The organism is Clostridioides sp. GD02367, from assembly GCF_045900275.1.
Classification (GTDB): Bacteria; Bacillota; Clostridia; order Peptostreptococcales; family Peptostreptococcaceae; genus Clostridioides; species Clostridioides difficile_A.
Genome location: NZ_JBJODK010000051.1, coordinates 1 through 304, shown reverse-complemented (window position 1 = coordinate 304; position 304 = coordinate 1). Strand labels below are relative to the sequence as shown.

Here is a 304-nt window from a genome sequence, read left to right as displayed (position 1 = left end):
AATAAAAATGGTGCGGATGAAGGGAGTCGAACCCCCACGCCAATGGCGCTAGATCCTAAGTCTAGTGCGTCTGCCAATTCCGCCACATCCGCGCATTTTTTGGTGGAGGATGGTGGATTCGAACCACCGAAGTCGATGACAACAGATTTACAGTCTGCCCCCTTTGGCCGCTCGGGAAATCCTCCGTATTAATTTTACATGGAGCTGGTGATAGGAATCGAACCTACAACCTGCTGATTACAAGTCAGCTGCTCTACCGTTGAGCCACACCAGCATTTTTTTGTTTTGGCGACCTGGAAGGGGT

3 tRNA genes are annotated in these 304 nt (G+C 50.3%); all 3 read right to left on the bottom strand.

Annotation, left to right across the window (positions count from 1 at the left end):
• Positions 1-8: 8 nt before the first annotated feature.
• The 3 genes from Q3223_RS19660 to Q3223_RS19650 all read right to left on the bottom strand — a co-directional run bounded on the left by Q3223_RS19660 (position 9) and on the right by Q3223_RS19650 (position 274).
• Positions 9-92 (bottom strand) — tRNA-Leu (locus Q3223_RS19660).
• Between the two features lie 8 nt (positions 93-100).
• A tRNA-Tyr gene (locus tag Q3223_RS19655) sits at positions 101-185 on the bottom strand.
• A 14-nt stretch (positions 186-199) separates the two neighbouring features.
• Positions 200-274 (bottom strand) — tRNA-Thr (locus tag Q3223_RS19650).
• Between the last annotated feature and the right edge of the window lie 30 nt (positions 275-304).